The organism is Shewanella mangrovisoli (genome assembly GCF_019457635.1).
In the GTDB taxonomy this organism is placed as follows: Bacteria; Pseudomonadota; Gammaproteobacteria; order Enterobacterales; family Shewanellaceae; genus Shewanella; species Shewanella mangrovisoli.
Window position 1 is genome coordinate 3,893,580 of sequence record NZ_CP080412.1, and the last position, 17,400, is coordinate 3,910,979.

General features: G+C 49.1%; 17 protein-coding genes. 11 read left to right on the top strand and 6 right to left on the bottom strand.

Annotation, left to right across the window (positions count from 1 at the left end; genetic code table 11):
• Window positions 1–19: 19 nt before the first annotated feature.
• Entirely contained in the window at window positions 20–907 is an 888-nt protein-coding gene (locus tag K0H60_RS17015) for a phosphoribulokinase (protein WP_011621530.1), read from the top strand.
• A gap of 104 nt (window positions 908–1,011) precedes the next feature.
• Here the strand turns inward: K0H60_RS17015 and K0H60_RS17020 are convergent, their stop codons facing one another.
• The 3 genes from K0H60_RS17020 to pepB form a co-directional block, all read right to left on the bottom strand.
• Window positions 1,012–1,260 (bottom strand): hypothetical protein, encoded by a 249-nt coding sequence (locus K0H60_RS17020; protein WP_220056465.1) that lies wholly within the window; start codon window positions 1,258–1,260, stop codon window positions 1,012–1,014.
• 72 nt (window positions 1,261–1,332) lie between these two features.
• Window positions 1,333–1,845, bottom strand: coding sequence for a GNAT family N-acetyltransferase (locus K0H60_RS17025; protein WP_220056466.1), 513 nt, complete (start codon window positions 1,843–1,845; stop codon window positions 1,333–1,335).
• A 217-nt stretch (window positions 1,846–2,062) separates the two neighbouring features.
• Complete coding sequence (gene pepB / locus K0H60_RS17030) at window positions 2,063–3,355, bottom strand: aminopeptidase PepB (RefSeq protein WP_220056467.1); 1,293 nt, start codon at window positions 3,353–3,355, stop codon at window positions 2,063–2,065.
• Window positions 3,356–3,586: 231 nt separating this feature from the next.
• On the opposite strand from pepB, the gene sfsA reads away from it, so the two are divergent.
• From sfsA to K0H60_RS17070, 8 genes are all read left to right on the top strand, one after another.
• Window positions 3,587–4,291 (top strand): DNA/RNA nuclease SfsA, encoded by a 705-nt coding sequence (gene sfsA, locus K0H60_RS17035; protein WP_220056468.1) that lies wholly within the window; start codon window positions 3,587–3,589, stop codon window positions 4,289–4,291.
• A 162-nt stretch (window positions 4,292–4,453) separates the two neighbouring features.
• Window positions 4,454–4,897 (top strand): RNA polymerase-binding protein DksA, encoded by a 444-nt coding sequence (dksA, locus tag K0H60_RS17040; protein WP_011718198.1) that lies wholly within the window; start codon window positions 4,454–4,456, stop codon window positions 4,895–4,897.
• Window positions 4,898–5,035: 138 nt separating this feature from the next.
• Complete coding sequence (gene gluQRS / locus K0H60_RS17045; RefSeq protein WP_220058192.1) at window positions 5,036–5,932, top strand: tRNA glutamyl-Q(34) synthetase GluQRS; 897 nt, start codon at window positions 5,036–5,038, stop codon at window positions 5,930–5,932.
• Window positions 5,933–6,214: 282 nt separating this feature from the next.
• On the top strand, window positions 6,215–7,522 hold the full coding sequence (locus K0H60_RS17050; protein ID WP_258405830.1) for a polynucleotide adenylyltransferase PcnB: 1,308 nt from the start codon (window positions 6,215–6,217) through the stop codon (window positions 7,520–7,522).
• Window positions 7,522–8,010: a 2-amino-4-hydroxy-6-hydroxymethyldihydropteridine diphosphokinase gene (gene folK / locus K0H60_RS17055; protein ID WP_011718201.1), complete on the top strand. Its 489-nt coding sequence runs from the start codon at window positions 7,522–7,524 to the stop codon at window positions 8,008–8,010. The genes K0H60_RS17050 and folK overlap by 1 nt, the downstream gene beginning before the upstream one ends.
• Window positions 8,011–8,066: 56 nt before the next feature.
• Window positions 8,067–8,861 (top strand): 3-methyl-2-oxobutanoate hydroxymethyltransferase, encoded by a 795-nt coding sequence (gene panB / locus K0H60_RS17060; protein WP_086903779.1) that lies wholly within the window; start codon window positions 8,067–8,069, stop codon window positions 8,859–8,861.
• 76 nt (window positions 8,862–8,937) lie between these two features.
• Complete coding sequence (gene panC, locus K0H60_RS17065) at window positions 8,938–9,783, top strand: pantoate--beta-alanine ligase (RefSeq protein ID WP_220056469.1); 846 nt, start codon at window positions 8,938–8,940, stop codon at window positions 9,781–9,783.
• A gap of 291 nt (window positions 9,784–10,074) precedes the next feature.
• The gene (locus K0H60_RS17070) at window positions 10,075–10,587 is read left to right on the top strand and encodes a DUF4124 domain-containing protein (RefSeq protein ID WP_086903781.1); all 513 of its coding nucleotides are present in this window, start codon (window positions 10,075–10,077) and stop codon (window positions 10,585–10,587) included.
• 70 nt (window positions 10,588–10,657) lie between these two features.
• Here the strand turns inward: K0H60_RS17070 and K0H60_RS17075 are convergent, their stop codons facing one another.
• Complete coding sequence (locus K0H60_RS17075) at window positions 10,658–13,165, bottom strand: S8 family serine peptidase (RefSeq protein WP_220056470.1); 2,508 nt, start codon at window positions 13,163–13,165, stop codon at window positions 10,658–10,660.
• 400 nt (window positions 13,166–13,565) lie between these two features.
• On the opposite strand from K0H60_RS17075, the gene K0H60_RS17080 reads away from it, so the two are divergent.
• Together K0H60_RS17080 and K0H60_RS17085 are read left to right on the top strand one after the other, a co-directional pair.
• Window positions 13,566–13,985 carry a curlin gene (locus K0H60_RS17080; RefSeq protein ID WP_086903783.1) on the top strand — a complete coding sequence of 140 codons (420 nt, stop codon included), beginning with the start codon at window positions 13,566–13,568 and terminating at the stop codon, window positions 13,983–13,985.
• A gap of 15 nt (window positions 13,986–14,000) precedes the next feature.
• Window positions 14,001–15,509 carry a curlin gene (locus K0H60_RS17085; protein WP_220056471.1) on the top strand — a complete coding sequence of 503 codons (1,509 nt, stop codon included), beginning with the start codon at window positions 14,001–14,003 and terminating at the stop codon, window positions 15,507–15,509.
• A 170-nt stretch (window positions 15,510–15,679) separates the two neighbouring features.
• Here the strand turns inward: K0H60_RS17085 and K0H60_RS17090 are convergent, their stop codons facing one another.
• Window positions 15,680–16,345: a helix-turn-helix transcriptional regulator gene (locus tag K0H60_RS17090; protein ID WP_011718208.1), complete on the bottom strand. Its 666-nt coding sequence runs from the start codon at window positions 16,343–16,345 to the stop codon at window positions 15,680–15,682.
• Window positions 16,346–16,712: 367 nt separating this feature from the next.
• Window positions 16,713–17,321, bottom strand: a complete 609-nt coding sequence (locus K0H60_RS17095) for a DUF2238 domain-containing protein (protein WP_011718209.1) — start codon at window positions 17,319–17,321, stop codon at window positions 16,713–16,715.
• Between the last annotated feature and the right edge of the window lie 79 nt (window positions 17,322–17,400).

A 17,400-nucleotide genomic window follows, 5' to 3' on the forward strand; every position in this document is an offset into this window, starting at 1 on the left:
TCCTAGCTAGGTAGAAAAAATGTCAGCAAAACATCCGATTATTGCAGTTACAGGCTCATCCGGCGCAGGAACCACCACTACTACTACCGCCTTTAGTCATATCTTTCGCCAACTCGGGATCAACGCTGCCTTTGTAGAAGGCGATAGTTTTCATCACTTTACCCGTGCAGAGATGGAAGTGATGATCCGCAAATCCCAGGCCGAGAATCGCAATCTGAGTTACTTTGGCCCCGAGGCCAATAACTTTGCCCGCCTAGAACAATGCTTTCGCGATTACGGCGCCACAGGCCAAGGTGAAACCCGCAGCTATTTACATACCTTCGATGAGGCTGTGCCCTTTAACCAAATGCCGGGCACCTTCACCCAATGGCGTCCACTGCCCGAAAACACCGATATGTTGTATTACGAAGGCTTACATGGTGGCGTAGTCACGGGCGATGCCAACGTGGCCCAGCATGTGGATTTGCTGATCGGCATGGTGCCTATCGTCAACTTAGAGTGGATCCAAAAGATCATTCGAGACACCTCGGAGCGAGGCCATAGCCGCGAAAAAGTCATGGGCTCAATCGTGCGCAGCATGGACGATTATATTAAGCATATGACGCCGCAGTTTTCCCGTACCCATATCAACTTCCAACGGGTGCCGACGGTAGATACCTCTAACCCCTTTAGCGCCAAAGATATTCCAAGCCTAGATGAAAGCTTTGTGGTGATCCGTTTTCGCGGTATCAACAACGTCGACTTCCCCTATTATTTGAGCATGATCCAAGGCTCCTTTATGTCACGGGTCAACACCTTAGTGGTGCCGGGCGGCAAAATGTCCCTCGCAATGGAGCTGATCCTCACACCCTTGATTAAAGATTTAATGGAAAAACGTCAGCAGCTTAATAGCCCACAGGCAAACTGAGATAGAGTTAACGTTTGACTAAAGGCTAATGAAATAAAGCCTTTTTGAGCAATAGATTAAGCTTGATTTAAGCCATTGAAGTTAATCTTATTGGTATCGGGATTTCAGGCGAAAGAACGATAGTTGGCATACTCTTGGGAGTTAATTCCCCCATCTTGATCTGTTGATTCCCTTGGGTGTGCCAACAACCCTTCAAAACAAGTATTAGAAGTCAATTCCACTTCAATGCTTGATCTGTTGACTCCCTTAAATATGTCAGCAACCCCACCAAAGCTTTTAGTCGTAGCAGTTAATTCCACATCTATGCTTGATCTGTTGATTCCCTTGAGTATGTCAGCAACCCCATCTTGCATTAAGTCCTAGCTGTTAATTCCATATCTATAATCCTTCGAAGCTTTATCAGCCCAGATTTTCTTTGTGCTCGGCTAACGGCGTGAAGTTAAGCGCCCTAAGTTTTTGTACATCACCCGACAATCCAAGGCGATGCCACGGGGTGAGCAATAGACGGCGTCTTCCTCTAAGCCTTCACCACCAAAACCGCAGTGGCGATAAAATTCGACCGCATTTAAGGTCGACTCTAATCGCAACTGGGCAAGGCCTAAATTAAACGCTTTTGTTTCAATAAATTGCAGTAAGGATCTGCCAACACCTAAGCCCATCGCCTCGGGAGAGACAAACAGCGCCTCAACCTGAGCATAGGGTTCATCCAGCATGATGGTGCCCACAACCGTCGATTCTTGGGTTGTCTCATTGAGGATTTCAGCCACATAAAAATGCGCGCCCACCATACGACGAAAAGATTCAGTCAATTCACCCTGAGTCCAAATCTCTAAGTCTTCTTGAGCATAAAATCCGGCGCAGCCTTTATTAATCGCCGCATTGCGAATATCCCAGCAGGCCTTGGCATCTAATTGCGTCGCTTTACGTATCCTTAGCATAGTCTTCCCGATAAATTGCCCTAGCCCTAGCCATATCCATGAGCATAGTCATAGCCAACCGCTAATAGGCTGAATCATAAAATAAACATATAAAGACTCATACTGTCTACGCGTTAATTTTATGCAATAAAAAACCGCCCGTAGGCGGTTTTAATACAATAAGAAGCGTTACTCGTAAGCTAAGCCGCAAAGGCAAGCTGCAGTCGCAAAGGCAAACTTAGCCTTTAATCAGCTCACTGATGGTCAGCACGCCATGAGTAGTCGCGCCAGCGCCCCATAGTGCAGAAGCCGAATCTTCGAAGGCCGCCGCTAAATCCACGTGTAACCATTTGGCTTCTGGTGAAACGAAACGCCACAGGAAGCCCGCCGCATTCGAAGCACCGCCTGCACCACCGCCTTTCACTGGACGGCTGTTTGCCGTATCAGCATAGGCCGATGGACACATGTCTTTGTGCCAAGGATCCAGTGGCAATGGCCATACTCGCTCGGCTACAGTCGAGGCTTTTTGCTGCGCCAGTTGTAACACTTCAGTCTGTGGCGAGAAAATCGCGTTGTAGTTAGAGCCTACCGCCATCACAGCTGCGCCAGTTAAGGTTGCCGCATCGATAATAAAAGGAGCCCCCGTCGCAGAAGCCGCTTGTAGACCATCGGCCAGCACTAAGCGCCCTTCAGCATCGGTGTTAACCACTTCAACTGTCACACCATTTTTGTAGGTGAGGATATCGCCCAACTTATAGGCACGGCCGCTGATCAGGTTTTCAGCGCAGCAGAGGAATAACTTAACGCGTTTGTTCAGACCCGATTTAATTGCTAAACCTAAAGCGGCGGTCACTGTGGCGGCGCCGCCCATATCGCACTTCATGCCCAGCATGCCTTCAGAGGCTTTAATGCTGTAACCACCTGAGTCGAAGGTAATCCCTTTACCGACTAAGGCAACAGATACTGGGGCATCGGCTGACAGCGGGTTAAAGTCTAGCTCTAACATCGCCGGAGGACGCTCACTGCCACGGCCTACGGCATGGATCCCAATCCACTGCTCTTCTAATAATGCTTCACCTTCAATAATACGGTAGCTCACCTTAGCGCCACCGATATCGGCTAACCATTTAGCTGCTTGCTGCGCCAATTTCACTGGCGACAGATTTTCAGGGGTGTCGTTGATCAGTTGACGGGCAAATGTCGCCACTTCTAAGCGATGTTGTAATTCGGCTTGTACTGCGTCATCGCCGCACCATTGGATCTTATAGCCGGGTTTAGCGGTAGCAAAACCTTGGGCGAAGACCCATTGGCTATTCAGATCCCAAAGTGCACCCGCTAAGGCAACCGTACTGATTCCCTGATTACGTAATTTACGCGCCGCCATTTGAATTTGACGCAGCTCATCACCGCCACCTAAGTGAACTAATGCACCTTCGGCATTGAAGGTCACATCGGCTTTGCCCCAATGGGCAGCTGGGGTATCTTTGGTTAACTCAACTCTCATCACTTCAGTCACTTTAAGTTCACTCATGAGGGGTCCTTATTTTAATTTGTTCTTGCGCTTATACCCATGCAAGTTGAGGTGAGAGATCCTGCATCCTCAGGCTTTTGGGGTATACAAAGTACAACGGGGTTGGCGGCAGTTTACTGCTAGCAGGCAAGGACTGAAAGCCATCGACCTAAGTTACCGAGGTAAAATCTGTAAACATTTGCGAAATTTGTTAGTCTTGGGCGCCCAAATCACCTCGCTACAGGTTATAGCATGCACTTTAGTCCAGCACTGAAATCGGGAAAATTGCTCCAGCGCTACAAACGTTTTCTCGCCGATGCTCAACTCGAAGACGGCACTGAAATCACCCTGCATTGCCCCAATACAGGTTCAATGCGTAACTGCCTGTTCCCCGGTGAAACCGTGTGGTTTTCGACGTCTAATAATCCTAAACGTAAATATGCCCATACTTGGGAGTTAATGACCACGCCAACGGGTGGCCTTATCGGCATTCATTCGGGCAATGCCAACGCCCTGGTCGAGGAAGCGCTTAATAAAGGTGTCATCACCGAACTCGCAGGCTACGACAGCTTAAATCGCGAAGTGAAGTACGGCGATGAAAATAGCCGCATCGATATCTTGCTTGAGGCTGCTCAAAAACCCGCCTGTTATATTGAAGTCAAAAGTTGTACTTTGCTTGAGGATGGCCAAGGTTATTTCCCCGATGCTGTGAGTCTTCGCGGCCAAAAACATCTGCGGGAATTAATGCACATGGCCAGCCTTGGTCACAGAGCCGTCTTGCTATTTGTGGTGCAACACACAGACATCCACAGCGTGGCCCCCGCGGCACATATCGACCCTGAATATGCTAACCTCTTGAAAAAGGCTATTTTATCAGGAGTAGAAGTCTTAGCTTATCGCTGTGAGATTTCTGCGAGTGAGATACATCTAGCCCACGCTTGTCCAGTCCGAGTATGATGTTAAGATTCAGTAAAATGCATTTTCATTTCAATTAGCGAAGGCAATCAAAAAATTCTGCCAAGGTGAAATGAAAAATTTGCCTCAATGTGAAGATTCTGATATAGATAGCGGCCGTTCTTAAGGACGCCCTACAACGCAAATGATGACAGGAGATGCGTTATGCCTGAAGGCACCAAAAAACTTGGCGTACTCGCTATCGCAGGTGTAAGTCCCTACCAGGAAAAGCCGGGTGAGGAGTATATGAACGCTAAGCAACTGGGTCACTTCAAGATCATTCTTGAAGCTTGGCGCAATCAGTTGCGTGAGGAAGTCGACCGTACTCTGAGTCACATGCAGGACGAAGCAGCAAACTTTCCTGATCCTGTAGACCGTGCAGCGCAAGAAGAAGAGTTCAGTCTCGAACTGCGTGCCCGTGACAGAGAACGTAAACTGATCAAGAAGATCGAGAAAACCCTGCAAAAAATCGAAGAAGACGATTTTGGCTTCTGTGAAACCTGCGGTATCGAAATCGGTATTCGCCGTCTCGAAGCGCGTCCAACGGCCGATCAATGTATCGACTGTAAAACGCTTGCAGAGATCAAAGAGAAGCAAATGGCGGGTTAATCGGCCATCTCGGGCGGGGATTTCCCCGCCTACTTGTTTGTGCGTCTCGCATGAACATCTTTCGTTTCACTTCGCTTTTTTGTTCGTATCCCCCTAAAATACAGCCACTTTGACTGGTTATTCCTGCACATTTCTATGATGGCGACTCACTCTTCCAACACTTCCGCTTTACATCCCTATGTTGGCCGTTTTGCCCCTTCGCCCTCCGGCGCGCTGCATTTTGGCTCACTGATCGCCGCCCTTGGCAGTTATCTGCGGGCACGCTCATTGGGGGGAAAGTGGTTAATTCGGGTTGAAGATATTGATCCACCGAGGGAAGTCGCAGGCGCAGCCGATGATATTTTACGTACCTTAGAGGCCTACGGTTTCGAATGGGATGACACTGTGCTGTACCAGAGTGCCCGCACTCAGGCCTATCAAGCCAAGCTCGACGATTTACTTGCCGAAGATAACGCCTACTTTTGCCTGTGTAGCCGTAAACAGATCCAAACCATAGGTGGGATTTACGATGGTCGCTGCCATCAGTTAGCCACGCCGCATCAATCGGGCGCGATTCGCATTGTTAATCGACAACAAGTAGCCGAATTTAGCGATAACCTGATGGGAAAAGTCGTAGTGGACCATGCCTTTGCCGCCGAAGATTTTATTATCAAACGCAGCGATGGCCTGTACGCCTATCAACTGGCTGTGGTGCTGGATGATGCCTATCAAGGCATTACCGAAGTGGTGCGCGGTTACGATTTAATCGAAGCAAGTTGTCGCCAATTAAGCCTGTATCAAACCTTTGGCCTAAGCGCGCCGCAGTGGCTGCACTTACCCCTCGCCTGTTTGATGCCAGGATTTAAGCTGTCAAAACAAAACCATGCGCAGGCTATCGATAAACAGCATCCGCAGGCGAGCCTTAATGCCGCACTCAGCTTTTTAGGCCAAGCGCCAGTGGAGCCGACAACGGCGCCGCAAATGCTGGCCCAAGCGGTGGCGCAGTTTCAACTGTCGGCCATTCCGAAGCAGCGGGAAATCTTGATAGCGCCTTAATCCCCTTAGGGCGAGTTGCGGCCAAAAAGCATCGTTTTAGCTGTGCTAAGTCGTGGCATAGCTCAAAAATCGCGATATACCCATCGGTGCGCAATTGGTATATCATAGCCGCCAGATTTTTAATCACATAACAGATACATTCCGAGGTGTCCCATTTTTCGCCGTATCAGCCAATTCTGCAAGCAGCTATTTGAAGACGCGCCTAAAACGACCGCTCCGACTCCAGCTCAGATTGAACCCCAAACGCCAGAACTCACTTCAGGCGGCTTAAGCTTGTCGCTCGTGCCTCGGGATGCGCATTCGATTTCCCGTAAGCAGATCAGCGAAAACGCACTTAAAGTATTATACCGATTGAATAAATCAGGTTTTCAGGCCTATTTAGTCGGTGGGGGCGTACGGGATTTACTCCTCGGACTCGAACCGAAAGACTTTGACGTGGTTACCAATGCAACGCCGGAAGAAATTAAAAAGCTGTTTCGCAATTGCCGCGTAGTCGGACGCCGCTTCCGCCTCGCCCATATTGTATTTGGCCGCGATGTGATTGAAGTTGCCACCTTCCGTGGTCACCACGGCGACAGCAATGAAAAGATTTCCAAAGCCAATGCCGAAGGGCGTTTGCTCAGGGATAACGTGTATGGCGAAATCGATGAAGACGCAGAGCGCCGCGATTTTACCGTCAACGCCCTTTATTACGATATCAGCGACTATTCTATCCGCAGCTATGGCGGCGGTATGGAAGATCTTAAAGCCGGCACCTTAAGGCTGATTGGCGATCCCGAAACCCGTTACCGTGAAGATCCAGTGCGTATGCTCAGGGCTGTGCGTTTTGCCACTAAGCTCAGCATGGCGATTGAAGAAGTGACCGCTAAACCTATCAAACAGTTAGCGCCACTGCTCAAGGACATTCCGGCCGCCCGCATGTATGAAGAAGTGCTCAAACTCTTCTTCGCTGGCAAAGCCATGGCCAACTTTGAGATGATGCAGGAATATAAGCTGTTCGCGCCGCTCTTCCCGCAAGTCGACGCCCAATTAAAAGATGCGCCAAAAGGCCCTGCGATGAAGATGGTGCAAGCCATTATGAAGAGCACGGATGCGCGCGTGAACGAAGATAAGCCTGTTACTCCGTCATTCTTCTATGCGGCGATCCTCTGGTATCCACTACGTCAACGCGCCGAAGATATCGCGGTCGAGAGCGGTCTGACTTTATACGATGCGTTTTTTGCCGCCATGGGTGATGTGATTGAGCAGCAATGCCAAACCATCAGCATTCCGCGCCGTTTTAGTACGCCCGCCAAAGACATCTGGCAATTGCAATTACGCTTCGATCGCAGCCAAGGCACACGCGCCTTTAAACTGCTAGAGCACCCTAAATTTAGAGCGGCCTACGACTTGCTGTTACTGCGCGGCGAAGTCGAAGGTGGCAATGTCGCCAAGAGTGCCGCCTGGTGGCAACAGTTTGTTGAAGCGGATGAAACCGAGCGTTTGAACATCGCCCGCACTGGTAACAAAGCGGCGGGTAACCGTAACCGCAATTCACCACAGCGCCGTCGCCGTCGCCCGAGTGCCGCGAAAGCCAAAGCCGCCGAATAATGACTCAGGTTTTTGTCGCCCTCGGGGCTAATCTTGAAGATCCTAAAGCTCAGCTGGACAATGCCGTTGCGGCCTTGTCCGCCTTGGCTGAACATCAGAGTCTTAAGGTATCGCCCTATTACGGTTCCACCCCCATGGGGGACGTAGTGCAACCCGACTATATCAATGCCGTTGCCAGCTTTGAGACCTCTCTGGCACCCATCGCCCTGTTAGATGCACTGCAAGAGATTGAAAACACTCAGGGCCGTGTTCGTAAAGAACGTTGGGGCCCAAGAACCTTAGATCTCGACTTACTCTTATATGGCGATGCCATTATCGATGAGCCCAGACTCAAAGTGCCACACTACGGCATGAAGGAGCGTAGTTTTGTGCTAGTGCCCTTGGCGGCCATAGCACCGGATCTGGTGTTACCTTGTAAAACGCCGCTACGCAGCCTTATCAGTGAAAAATTCTTGGCCGAGTTACAACTACTGGGCAATGATCATTGAAGTCAGCCCCCAGTTAGCTTATAACACCACTTCTATTTGGTTTGAAGATCACCCATATGTCTAAAGTTACTAGCTCAACCCTGTTGAAATACAAACAGGAAGGTAGAAAATTCACCGCTCTGACAGCCTATGATGCCAGCTTTGCCAGTGCGTTCGACGGCGAAGGCATCGATGTGCTACTGGTCGGCGATTCTTTGGGAATGGTTCTGCAAGGCCACGATGATACCCTGCCCGTCACGACAGCCGAAATCGCCTATCACACTCGTTGTGTGCGTCGCGGTATCGAGCGCTCACTGCTGATCGCCGACATGCCATTTATGAGTTATGCCACGCCAGAACAAGCCATGGAAAACGCCACTGCACTGATGCAGGCGGGTGCCAATATGGTCAAGCTGGAAGGCGGTCACTGGTTACTCGAAACCGTGACTAAACTGACCGAGCGCGGTATTCCTGTCTGCGCCCACTTGGGCCTCACCCCGCAATCGGTACACGTTTTTGGTGGCTTTAAAGTACAAGGCCGCGATGCTGAAAATGCCCAGCGCATTCTCGATGAAGCCAAGGCCTTAGAAGCCGCTGGTGCGCAGCTGTTAGTGGTTGAATGTATTCCGGCATCACTTGCCACCGCCATCACTCAAGCATTAACTATCCCAGTGATTGGCATTGGCGCTGGTGCCACGACAGATGGCCAGATCCTAGTAATGCACGACGTACTCGGTATTTCGAGTGGTTATATCCCACGTTTTTCAAAGAACTACCTTAAGCAAACGGGTGAAATCCGCTCGGCGGTACGCGCTTATATTGAAGAAGTGGCTAATGGCACCTTCCCAAGTGCTGACCACACGTTTAACTAAGCGTGCTAGCACTCATTGAGCTAAATAGTGCTAAGCACACAGACGACTATTTCAAGTTTTAGCAAGGTAAGAGTTAATGATCACTAGCGCCCATATCGATGATATTCGTACTCAAGTGCGAGCATGGCGTGCCAAAGGCGAGACCGTCGCCTTTGTGCCTACCATGGGCAATCTCCATCAGGGACACATCACCTTAGTGAAAGAAGCGGCGAAGAAATGCGACCATGTGGTCGTCTCAATCTTCGTGAATCCCATGCAGTTTGGGCAGAACGAAGATCTCGACGCCTACCCGCGCACCTTAGAGGCCGACAGCCAAGCGCTGACAGCCGCGGGCGCCGGGCTGCTATTTACCCCAACGCCTGCGGTTATTTATCCAAAAGGCTTGGCGCAGCAAACCTATGTTGAAGTACCAGGAATTTCCGATGTACTCTGCGGCGCCAGTCGTCCCGGTCATTTCCGTGGTGTCGCGACTGTCGTCTGCAAACTGTTCAACATAGTGCAGCCCGATGTGGCGTTCTTTGGCAACAAGGATTATCAACAACTCTTAGTGATCCGCACTATGGTTGAAGACTTGTCACTGCCGATTGAAATTATCGGTGTGGATACCATTCGTGAAGCCTCAGGCTTAGCCATGAGTTCACGCAATGGCTACCTGACGGCGGAAGAAAAAGCCGCGGCGCCGGCGCTGAAAAAAGCTATCGATGCCATGGCACAAGGCATTAAGCAAGGCGTGAGCATCGAACAAGTCACCGCGGAAGCCAAAGCGAGCCTTATCGCCGCAGGCTTTACCCCAGATTATTTAGAAGTTCGCCATGCCACTACCCTGGCCAATGCGGAAACTACGGACCAAGCACTGGTGATTTTGGCCGCCGCTTACTTAGGTAAGGCGCGTCTTATCGATAACCTGCGCTTCGACCGCTAAGCGTTTTAGCGCAAGAAAAAGGAGCTTAGGCTCCTTTTTTGTTTGTGCAGCTCTGTGTAAACTCGCCTCAATCTATTGAGCGTCAAAAAAATTCCATCGTCAAAAAACTGGTTTTATTCTTCAAGTTACGCCATAGTATTCACGGTTGTTAACTATGAGTAACAAGTATTCCAGCCTCTTAATCTGATAACTGCTAGAGTTTAACAAGGACGCAAGCGCCAATCACAATCTGGCATTGCACCAATACAGTAACGTTATTCATTATTGCGTACACAAAGGATCTGTCGTCGAATGGCAAGACTCATAGTGACTCTTATTTGCGTGCTACTCCCTACGACTGCGCTTGCAAATACCGTCTATAAATGTCGCAAAGACGATAAGGTCGTCTTTAGCCAAACTGCCTGCCCACAGGATTATAGCCAACATAAGATTGAGTATCAGCTTGGCATCACCACTGAAACCGATTCAGACAAGCGAGAGACGCCTGTCGACCCGCTGCAAGCCTTGCTCAATAGCCAAACAATTTCTAAGGAAAAACTGCTGCAATTGCTCGATGCCGAGCTGTACCGCCTGAAGCAGGAAAACAGCTATTTCGAAATCCTAAGAACCAGCGAGTTGCAAAAATTAGAACGCCAACGTTACTGGCAACATAAAGAAAAAGATGATCCTGAATACATCAGCCAACTCAATAAAATTAACGATCATTTTAATGGCTTAACCTCGAATAACACTCAGGCGATACAGCAGTTATCCGACCGGAAAACACAAATTTCCGCCGAAACTGAGCCAGAGGAAGTGAAATAAAAACCTTAGCTTTCGAATTTAGAGAACAAAAAAGGCGACCCTAGGGTCGCCTTATTATTTTATGACTTCATTAGAACTGCGCGACAACCGCCGCAGAACAGAGTGAGCCCGAGGTTTCACACACTTGGTACGTCACACTCGATGCCGTCGTTGTAAAGCGATCGCGGTAGTTACCATCGTTTTCAGTCGTGGCCACTAACTCGCCATCGCGGTACAGGGCCACGCTTTCACCTAAGGCGCTATTCCATGTGAGATCGACCATAGCACTGCCACGGCGAGAGACTAACGCACGAGTCACAGCGGCACTGATGCTATGCTCATACACTTGCACTTCCATGGTCACAGTGTTGCTATGCTCCATGGCGTCAGTCACGGTAAGCGACACTCTGTAGGTGCCAGCGGCAGCAAACACATGGCTTGGGTTCATTTCGCTAGAGTTAGTGTCATCACCAAAGTCCCAGCTATAGCTCACGATATCATCGTTTGCATCGGTACTGGTGTTAGTAAAGGCAACGCTTAAGCCTTCAACCGCATACTCGAAACCTGCTACAGGTGCCGCAGGAGAGGCTTCACCTAAGCCGCTGATCACTAAGCCCCAGTTATTCAGGGTGCCCGTGTCCGCGCCCGCATTGTCGTCAACAGATAATGACCAAGTACCACGGGCATTTTCACCGTCAAACGCGCTTAAATCCCAGCTCTTAACGATGTTGTCGGCGCTGCCGCCCTCACGGTTATGCAGAACCACTTCGGTGCCCGCTGGAGAGGTTAACACAACACGTAAATCACCAATCCAAGTGTGGCTGATATTCACATCGGCGGTCACACCAAAAATCTGCACATCATCGGCAACGTCGATAGTGCTTACCACGCCATTTGTGTTGTTATCAGGGATAGCAACAGCGTTTTCATTGCCATAGCTAAAGTCATTTAATCCCTGTGGGAACACATTCAGTGCAACGACTTTAGACTTTTCAATGGTGCCATCGGTACCTGTTACTGTAATGCTGTAATCACCCCAAGCTGTTTGCGCCGTTGTCGCTACATCTAAGGTAAATGAACCACCAGCTGCAACTGTTGAGGCTGATAAGGATACGCCTTCAAGCGCTGGAGACACGGCTACGCTAAGCGCCACATCACCTTCCCACCCTGCCACACTACCGACAGTAAAGTTATAACTAGCCGTGTTACCCGCTTCGACCGATTGCGATGCTGGCGATACGGTAAACTTATAGCTAGGGGATGGGTTTGCCTGCTCTAAGGCATTTGCCACATTGAGGCGAGTCCCTGCTACGGTTTTACCGGTGAGGTCCGCATTCGCATCACCCGATGCCATCAGTAAGGTTTTCATTTCTACTGGTGAGAGATCGGGATTTAACGACCACACGAGTGCCGCCGCACCTGTCACATGGGGTGTCGCCATTGAGGTACCAGAATAACTGGCATAACCACCACCTGGTACTGTCGAGAGAATTGCAGTACCTGGCGCGCCCATATCGACACTGGTTAAGCCCCACTGGGAGAAATCTGACATACGGTCATTACGGTCGGTACTGGCAATAGACAACACCACATCCGAGTCGTAGCTTGAGGGATAATGTGGGCTGGCATCATTGTCCACCGCATCGTTACCCGCGGCGGCCACAAACAGAATTCCCGCTTCACCACCCGCTTCAATCGCATCTTTTAAGGCTTGGCTAAAGCTGCCACCGCCCCAAGAGTTGTTAGTGGCTTTGATATCAACGCCATGATTAACCTTAAGATCGGTAAAGTAGTCCAAACAGGCAATCGCGCCTGCGGTAGAACCATAACCATCGGCATCGAGGAACTGACAGGCGGCAATTTTAACGTCCCAGTTCACACCGACGACGCCCACACCGTTATTGCCTTTAGCGCCAATCGTGCCGGAAACATGGGTACCATGGCCGTTGCCGTCCATTGGGTTACCGTTATTATTGACCGCGCTGTAACCGTGAACATCGTCGATCACGCCGTTGCCGTCATCGTCGATACCGTTACCAGGGATCTCGCCACCATTCACCCACATGTTGGCCTGTAGATCGGGATGATTGTAATCCACCCCAGTGTCAATTACCCCAATCACCACATCCGAGCTGCCAGTGGTGATTTCCCAGGCCTCTGGCGCATCGATATCCGCATCGGCGGTGCCACCGTTTTGTCCCGTGTTATGCATGCCCCACAGGCTAGCAAAGCTTGGATCATCTGGTGTGCCTATCGCCTTGAGAATGTAGTTAGGTTCGGCATATTTCACCGCCGGATGACGGCTAATCACCTTAATCGCATCCTCAATATTGGCGCCTTTGCGCAGGGCTAAACGTGCCAGTTTGCCATTGAGTAAATGCTGGAACTTATCATCGACACCGTCCGCATTGGCATCGGTTAAGGTGCCACGAATTAAACGCTGAGCCGCCGAGCGCTCCGCTTTCGTCGCATTGTCTTTATACACCACGAGAATGGCATCTTTTTCATAAGCAGGGGCATCTTTTGCCATAGCAGGCACGGCTGACAATGTCATCGCTCCTGCAATTGCTAACGCCAGTGGTGAGAGTTTTATCGACATATTGAGCTTCCTATAGTCCTTTACGTTGAAATTCTGGAACCGCAATTACGCAGCCTCCGCTCAAAATTGATTGGATAATAGCAACGAACATCCAGCATGTTTGCCGGTAAATTGTTGCCATAATGTTTCAACTTAAAAAAGCCGCCCACAGCGAAATACGACTTAACTACTAGACCGACTTGGTAGGTTAAAAGGGAAGGCATACGGCGCATAAATAGACAATAAACTGATTTATCATAGGATTAACAAAAGTTAATCCTACCAAGCAGGCTATTACACCCAACAAATAAATACCCTTTCGGCCAATTGTCTCTCGGCCCTATGACTCGTACCTTGATGCCTGAATTGGTTGGAGTGTTTTCACCTCGGCCAAAACACCTATACATACAAGGAGTCACTTGTGCCAAGTCTATACACACGCTTTTTGGTACTGCTCATCTTGTTATGTAGTTGTCTGACGCCCAGCCAAGCGGCGGATGTCAGTGAACTGCCTATCACCCTGCAGGCGCTCATTGAGCGCTCTGGGCGCGATAACCTTATCGACCTAGTGCAGCAAGGTACGGCAAACCAAGCAATAGTGATCCAGTCGGGCAGCGATAACAGCGCCTATGTGACACAAGCGGGTAACGATAACGTTTCGCTTGTGACACAGATTGGTTCCAACAATGAAGTCCAACTACTGCAAGTCGGCACTCAAAACACTGCTTCAATCACCCAGATTGGCAATGACAATCTGGTGCAGTTGAACCAACTAGGAAGCGGCAATTTTTCGATCCAGCAGATTGCAGACGGTGCTGCAATCTCAATAACTCAATATTAAACAGGGAGAGTCCACATGAAATCACAAGCGAAAAAATCACTCATTGCGCTAGCTATTGCAACTGGCTTAAGTGGCCAAGCGTTTGCGGCCAGTCTCGTTAACGACATCAACGTCGAGCAAACTGGCCAAGGTCAAGACACCTTAGTCGCGCAAACAGGATTGATTAACGCTGCAGCAGTGACCCAAACGGGTAACGACCAAGTTGCCACCGTATTACAAGATGGTGTGTGGCATGAAGCGCAAGTTAACTCAACGGGTGATGCCAACGAAGTCACAGTGACTCAACAAACTGATTGGCATGTTGCGTCAGTTAACGTCACTGGCAATAACAACGTCGCTGAAGTGGCACAGGATGGTTTCTTCAACCAAAGCAGCAACGACATCACTGGTAGCGACAACCTGGTTTCTGTTAACCAATTAGGTGAAGTGAACGAAAGCCAAGTTGAAATCACTGGCAACGAAAACAGTGCCTTCGTAGAACAAGAAGGTGATGCCAACTTCGCCGTATTCCGCGTACAAGGCGATAATAACGATGGCGACATCAAGCAATACGGTAACAACAACCAAGCGGGTTTAATCGCACTCGACCTGACCGCAAACGTGGGTAATAACAACGACGTATCGGTTGAACAGATTGGTAACAACAACTTTGGTGCGGCTAAAGGCATCGCGGGTAACGACAACAGCATCGATATCTATCAAAAGGGTGATAGCCACACTGGCTTCGTTTACGCCTTAGCGGGTAGTGAGAACGATATCACCATGAAACAAGAAGGCAGCAACAACACTGCTTACCTTTCAATGACCACGGGTGATGACAACAGCATTGATATCGCTCAAGACGGCGACCGCAACACTGTAGGCGATACTTTAGTGGCTGACATTCAAGGTAATGACAACGATATCACTATCAAGCAACGTGGCAACAGCAACGGTGCAGAGTTCCAAGTATGGGGCGATAGCAACGACGTTGACTTAAAACAACGTGGTGACGCTAACTTCGCAACCTTTGGCGCTTACGGTACTGACAACGACTTCGACTTATCTTCTAAGGGTGATAACAACGAGCTGGTTGCCTTCGCAACAGGTGAAGACAACAGCATCGAAATCAGCCAAGAAGGTGATGTGAACTTCGCCTATGTGGATGCCGTTGGTAACGACAACGAAGTGGATGTTGAGCAAGATGGCGGACAAAACGAAACCATCATTAGCGTAACAGGTAACAACAACGCCGATGTGACTGCACTGCAACACCGTGGTGATCTGAACCTTATCGATTTAATCATCGAAGGTGATGAAAACTCAGCTCAAATCACTCAAGCGGGTAACGGTAACTGGGTAGGTGGCGATAGCGGCACTTCATTCGCTTCAAGCTCATTTGGCGTGCGTGGTGACAACAACAGCCTAATGATTACACAAACAGGCAATGACAACTTAGTTGTCGGTTCACAAGCTGGCAATAGCAACAGCATCAGCGTTAATCAAAGCGGTGATATGAACGTTGCAACTGTTGTTCAGTACTAATTTTTATCGATAGCCGTCTGCAGTAGACGGCTCAATAAAAACGGGAACATGAATTATGTTCCCGTTTTTATTTGCGTATAAAGTGCTAAAGTGAGTTAGCGCTTGTCGAATCTTGCCGATGTAAATCACCATCCCCGCTCACTCACACCTCACCTTAGCGAGCTTAAGGCTTAACTGCAAAACTCAAAATGGGTTTGATAAGTTTGCGCCCAACGTAATAGTTCAACGCGATTGCGAGACTGGGTCTTACGGAAAATAGAGGAAATATGCGCCTTCACCGTATGCTCACTGATGCAGAGTCTATGGGCAATCTCCTTATTGCGCGCCCCACTGGAGACGAACTGAATAATGGTCCTCTCTCTGGAGGTAAGCGCTTGCAACATGGCTACGGTATCGGCGGGCATCTCATTTTGCCCATCCAACTTTTGCACCACACGGCGAAACATCTTACTGAGCAAGGTTCTATCGTACCAAAGTTCGTCGGCCACCATTTTACGCAGCCCCGTTAGCATCAAATCCATCCGCTGATCTGCAAATAACAGACCGCGGATCCCCAGCAGCATGGCTGACTCTTGATCTAAAGAATTACGCTCGACTTGATACAAAGCGACGGGAACATGTGGCACAAGACGTGACGCTAAGAGTGGGATCCCTTTATTGTCTAAGGCCGCGCCCTTTTGGGCGATTAAACAGAAACTGCGCTGTCCTTTATCTAAATTTAACTCAGAAGCCTGTTTAACAATCCGTGTTTTTAACCCGATAGATTCTGCTAGTATCGCCAAATGGCAAGGCGCTGCCACTTGATGCAGAAAAACTAACTCATTGATAGTACTCAATTTACTCTTCTCCCTGAAAAGTATTTCGTCTTTATTAGTCTAATATTGAACTTAAGCGTGCAAATGCACAAAAATACAATTAATTAACATAGCCCATTTTGACTAGTTACCGCATGAATGCCATCACCCGAATGTACTAAATAATCACTCTTTTTTTATAGTAAGTTCGACTAACAGACCAAGGCTTTATCACTAAACAGTGATTAATCCTGAAGCTTATCGACGGAACAATCAGGTTACACCTTAGTCTATAAAGCTCTCAATCGAAAGTTGACACAAAAATTTAACAGAAAACAATGACGGTTTGAGGCATAAAAAATCCCCTCTAAGTGAGACTTAGAGGGGATTTTTCGGTAAGTGTTTGAGCCTAAGCCTGACCGATTAGTTTTGCGATTTGCTTATCCTGCACACGGGACAAACTGATTAGTGCGACAATGGCCCCAATCAAGGCTAAAAACATATCCGATTGGGTATCCCACACATAACCCTGAGTACCTAAAAAGGCCTCGGCGCCTTCGCCCGTCGCGGCGGCCACCCACCATTCAATCAGTTCGTAGAAGGCGCTGAAGGCCAGCACAAAGCAGGTGACGAGAAAGGCACACCAGGCTCCAGGTTTAACGGCTTGATTACGTAACATAATCTCACGGGCTAACATGGCCGGAATAAAACCTTGAGCAAAATGTCCTACCTTGTCGTAGTTGTTGCGCTCTGTCCCCATCCACTGGGCAATCGTGTCGAACAGTGGCACTTCGGCATAGGTATAGTGCGCGCCAACAAACAACACACAGCAATGCACTAGCACCAAAAAATACACTAAGGGCGTCAGCGGAAAACGCTTGCGGGTAAAAAAGAGCAAGGGCACGGCCACTAATGCGGGCAAGGCTTCAAGCCACCAAGTGAATGGATCTGCGGGTTTTATCGCCGACCATATTAAAACTGAGAGGTAAATACCGCACCAAATGATTTTGTTATTCAATGTTCCTTCCTCTTATGCGATATTGTTCTAATTCTAGAATATTAACTTTAGCCATCTAGCCCTCCACAGTGAGCAAAAA

What these genes read in the sequence shown, in the direction of transcription:
- K0H60_RS17015 (WP_011621530.1), top strand. Translation starts at nt 20, where the DNA reads ATGTCAGCAAAACATCCGATTATTGCAGTTACAGGCTCATCCGGCGCA.
- K0H60_RS17020 (WP_220056465.1), bottom strand. Translation starts at nt 1,260, where the DNA reads ATGCAAGATGGGGTTGCTGACATACTCAAGGGAATCAACAGATCAAGC.
- K0H60_RS17025 (WP_220056466.1), bottom strand. Translation starts at nt 1,845, where the DNA reads ATGCTAAGGATACGTAAAGCGACGCAATTAGATGCCAAGGCCTGCTGG.
- pepB (WP_220056467.1), bottom strand. Translation starts at nt 3,355, where the DNA reads ATGAGTGAACTTAAAGTGACTGAAGTGATGAGAGTTGAGTTAACCAAA.
- sfsA (WP_220056468.1), top strand. Translation starts at nt 3,587, where the DNA reads ATGCACTTTAGTCCAGCACTGAAATCGGGAAAATTGCTCCAGCGCTAC.
- dksA (WP_011718198.1), top strand. Translation starts at nt 4,454, where the DNA reads ATGCCTGAAGGCACCAAAAAACTTGGCGTACTCGCTATCGCAGGTGTA.
- gluQRS (WP_220058192.1), top strand. Translation starts at nt 5,036, where the DNA reads ATGGCGACTCACTCTTCCAACACTTCCGCTTTACATCCCTATGTTGGC.
- folK (WP_011718201.1), top strand. Translation starts at nt 7,522, where the DNA reads ATGACTCAGGTTTTTGTCGCCCTCGGGGCTAATCTTGAAGATCCTAAA.
- panB (WP_086903779.1), top strand. Translation starts at nt 8,067, where the DNA reads ATGTCTAAAGTTACTAGCTCAACCCTGTTGAAATACAAACAGGAAGGT.
- panC (WP_220056469.1), top strand. Translation starts at nt 8,938, where the DNA reads ATGATCACTAGCGCCCATATCGATGATATTCGTACTCAAGTGCGAGCA.
- K0H60_RS17070 (WP_086903781.1), top strand. Translation starts at nt 10,075, where the DNA reads ATGGCAAGACTCATAGTGACTCTTATTTGCGTGCTACTCCCTACGACT.
- K0H60_RS17075 (WP_220056470.1), bottom strand. Translation starts at nt 13,165, where the DNA reads ATGTCGATAAAACTCTCACCACTGGCGTTAGCAATTGCAGGAGCGATG.
- K0H60_RS17085 (WP_220056471.1), top strand. Translation starts at nt 14,001, where the DNA reads ATGAAATCACAAGCGAAAAAATCACTCATTGCGCTAGCTATTGCAACT.